Annotated in this window: 8 protein-coding genes; 3 read left to right on the forward strand and 5 right to left on the reverse strand. The window is 68.5% G+C overall.

Annotated elements, in window-relative coordinates; translation table 11 throughout:
- Positions 1–320, reverse strand: a 320-nt coding sequence (locus FJY88_09925; GenBank protein MBM3287648.1) for a molybdenum cofactor guanylyltransferase, incomplete at its 3' end; no start/stop codon positions are given.
- A gap of 40 nt (positions 321–360) precedes the next feature.
- On the opposite strand from FJY88_09925, the gene FJY88_09930 reads away from it, so the two are divergent.
- Positions 361–1,107, forward strand: a complete 747-nt coding sequence (locus FJY88_09930; protein MBM3287649.1) for a CoA pyrophosphatase — start codon at positions 361–363, stop codon at positions 1,105–1,107.
- Positions 1,108–2,022: 915 nt separating this feature from the next.
- Here FJY88_09930 and FJY88_09935 read toward each other — a convergent pair.
- A complete protein-coding gene (locus FJY88_09935; GenBank protein ID MBM3287650.1) occupies positions 2,023–2,598 on the reverse strand; it encodes a rubrerythrin family protein in 576 nt (191 codons plus the stop codon).
- A gap of 190 nt (positions 2,599–2,788) precedes the next feature.
- Complete coding sequence (locus FJY88_09940) at positions 2,789–6,007, reverse strand: CHAT domain-containing protein (GenBank protein ID MBM3287651.1); 3,219 nt, start codon at positions 6,005–6,007, stop codon at positions 2,789–2,791.
- On the opposite strand from FJY88_09940, the gene FJY88_09945 reads away from it, so the two are divergent.
- Together FJY88_09945 and FJY88_09950 are read left to right on the forward strand one after the other, a co-directional pair.
- Positions 5,932–6,678 carry a hypothetical protein gene (locus FJY88_09945; GenBank protein MBM3287652.1) on the forward strand — a complete coding sequence of 249 codons (747 nt, stop codon included), beginning with the start codon at positions 5,932–5,934 and terminating at the stop codon, positions 6,676–6,678. The two genes, FJY88_09940 and FJY88_09945, sit on opposite strands and share 76 nt — an antisense overlap.
- A 2-nt stretch (positions 6,679–6,680) precedes the next feature.
- Positions 6,681–7,526 carry a hypothetical protein gene (locus FJY88_09950; GenBank protein ID MBM3287653.1) on the forward strand — a complete coding sequence of 282 codons (846 nt, stop codon included), beginning with the start codon at positions 6,681–6,683 and terminating at the stop codon, positions 7,524–7,526.
- Positions 7,527–7,552: 26 nt separating this feature from the next.
- Here FJY88_09950 and FJY88_09955 read toward each other — a convergent pair whose 3' ends face one another.
- Positions 7,553–7,936 carry a DUF2752 domain-containing protein gene (locus FJY88_09955; GenBank protein ID MBM3287654.1) on the reverse strand — a complete coding sequence of 128 codons (384 nt, stop codon included), beginning with the start codon at positions 7,934–7,936 and terminating at the stop codon, positions 7,553–7,555.
- 8 nt (positions 7,937–7,944) lie between these two features.
- A partial coding sequence (locus tag FJY88_09960; protein MBM3287655.1) for a pyridoxal 5'-phosphate synthase glutaminase subunit PdxT occupies positions 7,945–8,194 on the reverse strand: 250 nt, incomplete at its 5' end.

Consider the following 8,194-nt stretch of genomic DNA (forward strand, 5'->3'; position numbering starts at 1 on the left):
AGCACCAGCGCCCAAGGCTCCTGCGTCGCCTTCAGGGCGGCGCGCAACCCCTCGACCGGGCCTCGCCCCGGACGTTCGGAAGTCACGAATGAGCTGCACAAGGATCGATAGGGCCCGGCATCGGGAGCGACGACCGCCGGCTCGAGACCGGCGTCGCGCAGCGCGTCGAGCGCCCGCTGCAGCATTGGCCTTCCCTCGTAGTTCGCGAGGGCTTTATCGCGGCCGAATCGGCGGGACTCCCCCCCCGCCAGGACGAAGCCAGCGACCGGAGGAGTTCTTCCAAAGGCCGCTCCGTTCCGTCCGTTCGCGCCGTAGACCATGGCGGGATGATACCGTGACGCTCGCCCCCGAGCCGAGGAGATGCGGAGGCGCGGATCGGCTCGAAACGCCGCCTCCTGCCACGTAGGATCGGGCCCATGGATGGACTCCGAGATGCCTGAGGACCGCTTCAGACCCCAGGATCGCGACCCGGCAGCCGAGGCGATCCCGGATCTGCTCGAGAGAGCCCTTTCTCGAGATCTTCCAGGGGAAGCGGCCCACCGGAAGGCGATCCCCGCCGGCTACACGCGGGGATCGATCGCCAAGGGAGCCGCGTCGAGCGAGGCATCTGTGCTCCTCGCCCTGCATCCCGGAGATGCGCCCGGGCAGATCTTCTTCCCGCTGATACTCCGACCCGCGCAGATGCTCCTCCATGCAGGACAGGTCTCCCTGCCAGGAGGCGCCCGAAACGCCGGCGAGACCCCGATCGAGTGCGCCCTGCGGGAGGCATGGGAGGAAGTCGGCCTCCGGCCCGAGACGGTGCGCGTCCTGGGGAGACTCACTCCCATCACGATCCCCGTCAGCTCCTACCGGGTCGAGATCGTCGTCGGATGGACTCCCGTTCGTCCGGCCTATTCCCTCCACGAGCGGGAGGTTCTGAAGATCGTTCTCGGTGATCCCGCCCGCCTCGTCGAGGAAGGGCCGTCCGATTGGGTCGAGACGTCGGGACCGGGAGGGACCTGGCGCCACCCGGCTTATCTCGTCGAGGGCGAGAAGGTCTGGGGGGCGACGGCTCTGATCGTGGCCGAGTTCCTGGAGGTATGGAGGGGTCTGCGGGGATCCCGCTAGCCCGCACGGCGAAGGAGATGCGGGGCATCGCCCCGGCCCGGGGCCGGGAATGGGTCGGCCGGACTACCGGGCGCCCGCGTCGGCCGAGCACTCTCTGTTTGGAATCGGGGCGGCCCTATCCGATACTGTTCTAATGTCCGCCGGACAGCCGGCGCCGGAACCAAGAGGTAGACGACGGAAACGGAGGAACGCGTGAGAAGAAGAAGTACCGCCCTATGGGCAACGGTGGCTCTTGTCCTGCTCATTCTGGCGCCCGGTTGCGCCTGCACCTACATGATGCGCCAGGGCGCATGCGGCCATCACTGCCGCCAGATGCACGCCGCCTGCATCCAGAAGGCCTGCGGCGAGCATGGCCAGGCTTGCTGCAAGCAGGGTCAAGCCTGCGGCAAGCAGGGTCACACCTGCGCATCGATGAAGCCCGCGCATCCAACCGCCGCCTGCGCGACGCTCGGGTCGGCGAAGCCTCCAGCCTGCGCCGACGCTAGCCAAGGGCAGCCTCCGGCTTGCGCCACCATCCGCCAAGGACAGCAGGCGGCTTGCGGCGCCTCGCACCGCTGCGGAGAGGCGACCTGGGGCAGGTCCGGGGGGCACGGCCGCGGCTCATGCTGTTGTTGTTGCTGTTGCTGCTCGCCCCACCGCGAAGTCCGGGTGATCAGGCAGGGGTGCGGTCACCAGAGCGGGTATGCGCCCGCGCGATGCGGTACGCAGCAAGGGCAAGGATGCAAGAAGGAGTGCGCCCAGGAGCGCCAGAGAACCGGATCCCACGCCGGCTGCTCCAAGGCGAACTAGCGGCCTCTCGCCGGACCGAGCGTTCGCCCCCGCGACTCAGTCCCGCTTATGCGGTCCGCACCGATTGCGGCCGTGGCGGCGGGACCGCCTCGCGGGGGCGTTCCCATCTGAACTGGCAGGACTCGCTCAGTAGTTCTCGGCGTTCACCTCGAAGTACTCCCGGGCGTGCAGGCATGCCGGGCACTTCCCGGGAGCCTCGGGACCCTCATGGACGTAGCCGCAGTTGCGGCACTTCCAGCGCACCGGCCCGTCCTTCTTGAAGACCTTCCCCGCGCGAACGTTCTCGAGGAGCTTGAGGAACCTGTCCTCATGCGCCTTCTCCGCCCGGGCGATCATGGTGAAAGTCCCGGCCACCTCCGGGAACCCCTCCCTCTTGGCCGTCTCGGCGAAGGCGGGATAGAGCTTGGTCCACTCCTCGTTCTCCCCCTCCGCGGCTGCCCGGAGATTCTGCTCGGTCGTTCCCGTCACGCCGGCGGGGTAGCCGGCCGTGATCTCCAGCATCCCCCCCTCCAGGAAAGAGAAGAACCGCTTCGCGTGCTCCTTCTCGTTCTCCGCGGTCTCCAGGAAAAGTTCGGAGATCTGCAGAAGCCCTTCCTTCCTCGCCACGCTGGCGGCGTACGTGTAGCGATTGCGAGCCTGAGATTCGCCCGCGAAGGCGGCCAGCAGGTTCTTCTCGGTCAACGATCCCTTGATGCCCGGCATCCAGTTCCCCTCCCTGGTCCAAGGTTCGGCACACGGGCAGCCCGGTCCTGAGCGAGGTGGATCCCGCCCCCCGAGCCTGCCCCGATCCATCTTAGACGAGTTCTACGGGAACGGGAAACCGGGTCGGCGCCTCAGAGACGGCTTGCGCTCCCGGCGGCGAGAGCCCGGGGCGCGCGGGCAAAGAGCATCTTCAGTCCGGCCCCCGCCTGCCGTCCCCGGTCAGGATGAAGGGAGCCCAGAAGAAGGGGTGCGCCTGATCGACTCCCGCGCCCAGGGCCACCCGGGGATCTCCACGGAGCCAGCGCCGCTTCGCCTCGGCCAGGGCGTGATCCCGCCCTTCGGAGCGCGACGAGCGGACCTCACGATAGAAAGAGGCCATGAAGTGCGCCGTCGACTCCCCGGACACCTCCCACAGGGAGGCCACGACGCTGCGCGCCCCGGCATAGAGGAACGCGCGCGTCATGCCGACCACGCCCTCCCCGGTGACCTCCTCGCCCAGGGCGGAGGCGCAGGAGGAGAGGACGACCTGCTCGCAGGGAAGCTCCGTGCCGAAGATCTCCCCCATCGTGACGAAGCCATCGTGTCCGGTCCGCCGATCAGGGCTGAGAAGCAATCCCGAGAAGCGGGGCCTGGTCTCGTTGAGGAAGCCGTGGGCCGCCACGTGGAGATAGCGAAACGGGCCCTCGCGCTCCATCCTCTTCAGTCCCTCCAGCGTGGCCTCGCCCCGTTCGAGAACCACGGCGTTCTTGCGGCCGACGATCGAAACGATCGATCGGATCTCCTCCCGGCCGAAGGGGATCGCTCCCAGCCGAGCGGGCTCGAAGACCGCCAGATGTACGCTCTCTTCCCCTCGTGACGGGGGGATTGGATCCCCGACGACGAGGATCTCCGTCCGCTCCGCATGCGGCGGGCCGGCGCGCTCCATCAGCCGGAGGAGCGCGCTCGCGGACGGCAGATAGACCAGATCGATCGAGAGGACGAGATACGGCAGAGATCCGAAGCCTCCGTCCGCCTCGGGCGAGTCCGCCCCTGCCTCCGTGAGCAGGACCTCGAACGGGAGATAGTGAAGGATGCCGTGGGGCGCGACGAGCACTCGCCTCGACTCCGACAGATCCTCGAGAGCGGGGCCTATGACCATCCGCGACACCTCTTCCAAGGGATCGACGAGGTAGGCCGCGCCGCCTCCGAGAGCGTTGTAGTCGCTTAAGATCGGCAAGAGCTTCCGGATCCCATCCTCGAGGATCCGCTTCGGAGGCAGTTTGACGAGACGGCAGGCGTCGGGTTTGACAATCCAGAGATAGGAAGCGCTGTCGCCGGTGAAGTACTCGAGCAGGCAGTCGCCCGCTCCGAGGATCCGACCCTGGACCTCCGCCAGCCCGCACGGCTCGGGGTAGCGAACTTCGGCGTATCGAGGATCCTCCCTCCGGAGATCGTCTTCGAGAAGAGAGATCTCTGCTTCGAGCCTGGCGATCTCGACCTCGACGGAGTCCCGCGCGAGCCGTGTGGTGTCGGCGGCGAGAGAGCCGACGAGATCCTCCATCCTCTCGCGCATCCGGGTCTCCCTCTCCCTGTAGGCGGGGTCGCCGCGGGATCGCAGATCGATGCCAGCCTCGGCGAGAAGATCGGAGAGGGCGCGGGCTTTCGAGCGCTGCGCGCACTCGAAGGCCCGCTCGGCGAGTTCGGAACGCCGCGCAGGATCGTCCTCGGAGATCTCCCAGAGAAGGTCGATCGCGTCGGCGTAGACATAGTTCTTCGTGCCGAAGAGCCCGGCCTGCACGGCCGTCGCGCCGCGCGATCTGGCCCGCGCCCCCTCCACGATCCCCATCGCCCGGTCGATGAAGAGCAACGCCTCCTCGCGCCTTCCGCGGGTTCGCGCGCAGTGGGCGCTGCCCGTCAGGGCCGACGCTTCCGCCTCATAGGAACCGATCTTCGACGCGAGACGCCTCGCCTCCGCAAAGGCCTTTTCGGCGGCTGCGAGCTCGCCCCGGTCTGTATGGCAGGAACCGATGTCGATGAGCGCCCAGACCTCGCTCAAGGGCATCTCCCACTGGCGGGCGATCTGCCGGGCCTCGCGCAGGCGGGCGAGTCCCTCTTCGCCTCTTCCCATCGCGCAGAGGCAGCGACCCATCTGGCCCCCCACGGTCCCTTGGCTCCTCCGATCGGCGCTCCCTTCCAGCGTGCTCAGCGCGCGCGCGTACCAGGCGAGCGCCTGCTCGAACATTCCTTTCCCGGTGTACAGCAGGCCGATGTTCCCCTGCATGCCTCCGACCCACTCCCGCGACCGCTCGCCGCTTCCCGTGGAGATAGCCTCCTCGTACATGCGCAGCGCGGTCGTTTCATCCCCGATGAACCGAGCCAAGGCCCCGAGGTCGCCGAGACAGCCAGCAGCCACCCCCGCGCTCCCCGCCTCTCTCGCAAGGTCGAGGCCCCTGTTGAGCGAGCGCGTCGCGCGGGTGAAGTCCCCCTTTATGATCTCTATGACGCCGATGTAGTGGAGCGACCTCGCCTGGCCTTCCAGACTTCCGGCCCTCTCGTAGGCCGCAAGGGCCGACCGTCTGTGATCGAGGGCCTCGTCGAGCCTCATCCTGCGGCGCTCAATGCTCGACAGCTCCAGCCGCGCTTGACCCTCCCAGACAGGCAAGTCGAGCGCCCTCGCGATCTGGAGCGCGGCCCCCAGGTGCGCGGAGGCCTCGTCCTGGCGGGGCGTGGATGCGAGGAGCGTCCCGAGCAGCAGGCGCGCCCAGCATGTCTCGAGAGGCGCCGCCGTCGTGTCCGCCGACGAGAGAGCCGCAGCAAGCAGGCTCTCGGCCTCGGCGAACCTCCGCGCTTCATATCGCGCCACGGCATCGAGGAGGCTCGCGATCCGCGCTCTGTCTCCCGCGCCCTCCGCTGCCCTCCGTTCCCGATCTCTGAATGCCGCCAGCAGACTCTCGGCGGCGGCCGGATCTTTCCGCATGAGAGCGAGGTCGGCCAGACCCAGGAGGCCGCACGCCTCTCCGTCGGGATCGGCGCGCAGCGAGTCGAAGCGGCGCTGCGCCTCCCCGTCCCTTCCAAGCGCTTCGAGCGCGGAGGCCATCGCGTGGACGGCGCGAGGATCGCAGCGATCGCGATCGAGCGCCTCCGCCGCCAGACGGACTGCCTCCTCATGACGGCCCCGAAGCGTCGCGACCCAGGCCTGGCGGCCTGTGGTGGAGGCGGCTGCGGAGAAGGAGAGGGAAGAGTCCGTCGGGATCGCCGCCGCGAGTCCCGCCATTACGAGGACGGCAATTGGGGCGGGAATTGGGACTTGCCTTCGCGCGATCTGGGCGCGAAGAATCGCCCCGGGCGGAGTCGATGCCCCGCGGCCGGGAAGATCCAGGATCGACAGGCTCAAGAGTGGCATCCGGGACAGGGCTCCCTGTGTCGCCATGCATTATCGATCCGCCGGCGCCCGGCGACAAGCATCGGCCCGCGGGGAGTGGATACCGACCGATGGTTGACCCTCATAGGAACCTCCCCCTCGATGACCTGGCCTCGCTCGCGCGATCGGGCGACCGACGCGCAGAGGAGGGCCTGTTCGACTATCTGCGCGTAAGCTTTCTGGCGGTCGCCAAACGAAGGGTGCGACAGGACGATCTCGAGGACGTCGTCCAGGACGCCCTCCGGGTCATCCTCGACAAGTACAGAGAGAGGGAAGAACGGGGTCTCCTATCCTGGAGCTTTGCGGTGTTGCGAAACGTGATCGGGAACCACTACCAGAAGCGCGCGGTGCTCGACCGCGGCCTGCCGCTCGAAGCGACTCCGGACGCGGGCGCCACCGAGCCGGGCCTCGCCGGGGATTGGACTGAGGAGATCGATTCGAACAGGCTCCTCGGACAGGTCCTGAAGGGAATCGAGATCCTCGCGCGCGCGCATCCCAGATGTGGGAGTCTCTTCGCCCGGGTTCTCGCGATCCAGGGCCTCCGCGACCTCCCCGGCGCGGGCCGGGGCGGCCCCGTCCCAGGATTCGAGGAGATGACGCGAGGGGCCCTCTACGTCGCCCTGCACAGATGCCGCGCCCGCCTTCGCGCAATCCTCGCAGAGATGGAGGGCGCGCGATAGCCATGAGAGAAACCCAGCGCTGCGTGGACCCCGAGAGAGGGGAGCTGCTTGCCGCCTACGAGCTCGGGCTCCTCTCGCGGGAAGAGGAGACGGCCTTCGAGGAGCACTGTCGGGTCTGCGCGTCATGCCGCGAGGATCTCTTCGAGATGGCGCCCTACGCGCAGACCATGGCGGCCCACAGGAGTGGCGTGGCGGCAAGGCTTGAGGCCGCCTCCGCCGAGACGCCGGGAGCTGTGTCCGCCCTTCGGTCTCTTCGCCGCCTCCTCCCCGGCCGATCGAGGATGCGCCCCTTGCTCGCCGCCCTCCCGGCCGCGGCGGCCGTGGCCGTTCTGGTTCTTCTCCTCACCCCGGCAAGAGAGACCGGCGGGTGGGCCGACCTGGCCGTGATCGAGCCGGTCCCGTACGCGCAAATCCCCGTGCGCGGCGCTGGTACAGACGAGGCGGCCAGGCTCTTCGCGGATGGGATGGCCCATTACGCCGCCGGCAGGTACGCGGAAGGCTTCTCGCTCCTCGCGCGCTGCGGCGACCTCGCGGGTGACAGCGATGACCCGCTCATCAGGGATCAGGCCGTGTTCTACGCGGGCCTCTCCCTCCTCCTTGGCGGCCGAGCCGACTCCTCGAGAGTCTTCCTCGAGCGGTCCGCCAGCTCCTCCACTCCGATCATCGCCGACCGCTCTCGCTGGTATCTCGCGCAGGGATGCCTGATGACGGGCGATCCGGCGGGCGCGACCCGGCATCTCGAGCGGCTCGCGGCAGGGAGTCCGGGATACGCAGCCGCGGCGGCGAAGCAGCTTGCCTCGATCCGCTCGCGTTCATCGAACGGAGATGATCGAGAGAGTCCCGATTAAGTCGATCCTGGAAGCCCGACCTGAGTCTACGAGAGTTGGATCAACAGATAGATCCAGTTGGCCGCGATCAGGCCGATCGCCGACCAGAGCAGCAACCGGCTGCGCGGCCTAGGCAAGCGCTGGATCGTGTGGGCCCAGGGAATCGCAAGAAGCGCGGCAACGGCGGCGACCCCCAAGCCGACCGCGACGAGGGCGACCAGGGGACTGGCGATCACGGCATCCCGCACGTCGCCGCGCAGGAGGGCCTTGACCGCCGCCGTCCCGCCGCAGGCGGGACAGGGGATCCCCGTCACGATCCTCAGGGGGCACGAGTGAAACAGTCCCAGGGGATTGAAGCGGATCAGAGCCGCCGCAGCCGCGCCGATCGCCGCGGCCGCGACGGGGGCAACGAGCAGATCGCGTCGCCGCATGCTCCCGCTCAATCCCCCCCGACGGCTTCGACGAAGGCCCGGTGGATCTCGGAATCGGGCGCGAGCTCCGGGTGAAACGTCGATCCCCAGACGCGACCCTGTCGCACGAGCGTCGGCTCGGCATCCAGATCTCCGAGGACCTCTACCCCCGGCCCTACCCTCTCGATCCGCGGAGCGCGGATGAACACCATCTCGGCTCTGCGCGGACTCCCGCCATTCATTCGCAACATCCCCATGCCGGCGAAGCTGTCGACCTGC

This window comes from Candidatus Eisenbacteria bacterium (assembly GCA_016867495.1).
Taxonomy (GTDB): domain Bacteria; phylum Eisenbacteria; class RBG-16-71-46; order CAIMUX01; family VGJL01; genus VGJL01.

Bases quoted from the DNA above. Each gene is read 5' to 3' on its own strand.
- FJY88_09935 (MBM3287650.1), bottom strand. From the start codon at position 2,598: ATGCCGGGCATCAAGGGATCGTTGACCGAGAAGAACCTGCTGGCCGCC.
- FJY88_09940 (MBM3287651.1), bottom strand. From the start codon at position 6,007: ATGGCGACACAGGGAGCCCTGTCCCGGATGCCACTCTTGAGCCTGTCG.
- FJY88_09930 (MBM3287649.1), top strand. From the start codon at position 361: ATGCGGAGGCGCGGATCGGCTCGAAACGCCGCCTCCTGCCACGTAGGA.
- FJY88_09945 (MBM3287652.1), top strand. From the start codon at position 5,932: ATGCCCCGCGGCCGGGAAGATCCAGGATCGACAGGCTCAAGAGTGGCA.
- FJY88_09955 (MBM3287654.1), bottom strand. From the start codon at position 7,936: ATGCGGCGACGCGATCTGCTCGTTGCCCCCGTCGCGGCCGCGGCGATC.
- FJY88_09950 (MBM3287653.1), top strand. From the start codon at position 6,681: ATGAGAGAAACCCAGCGCTGCGTGGACCCCGAGAGAGGGGAGCTGCTT.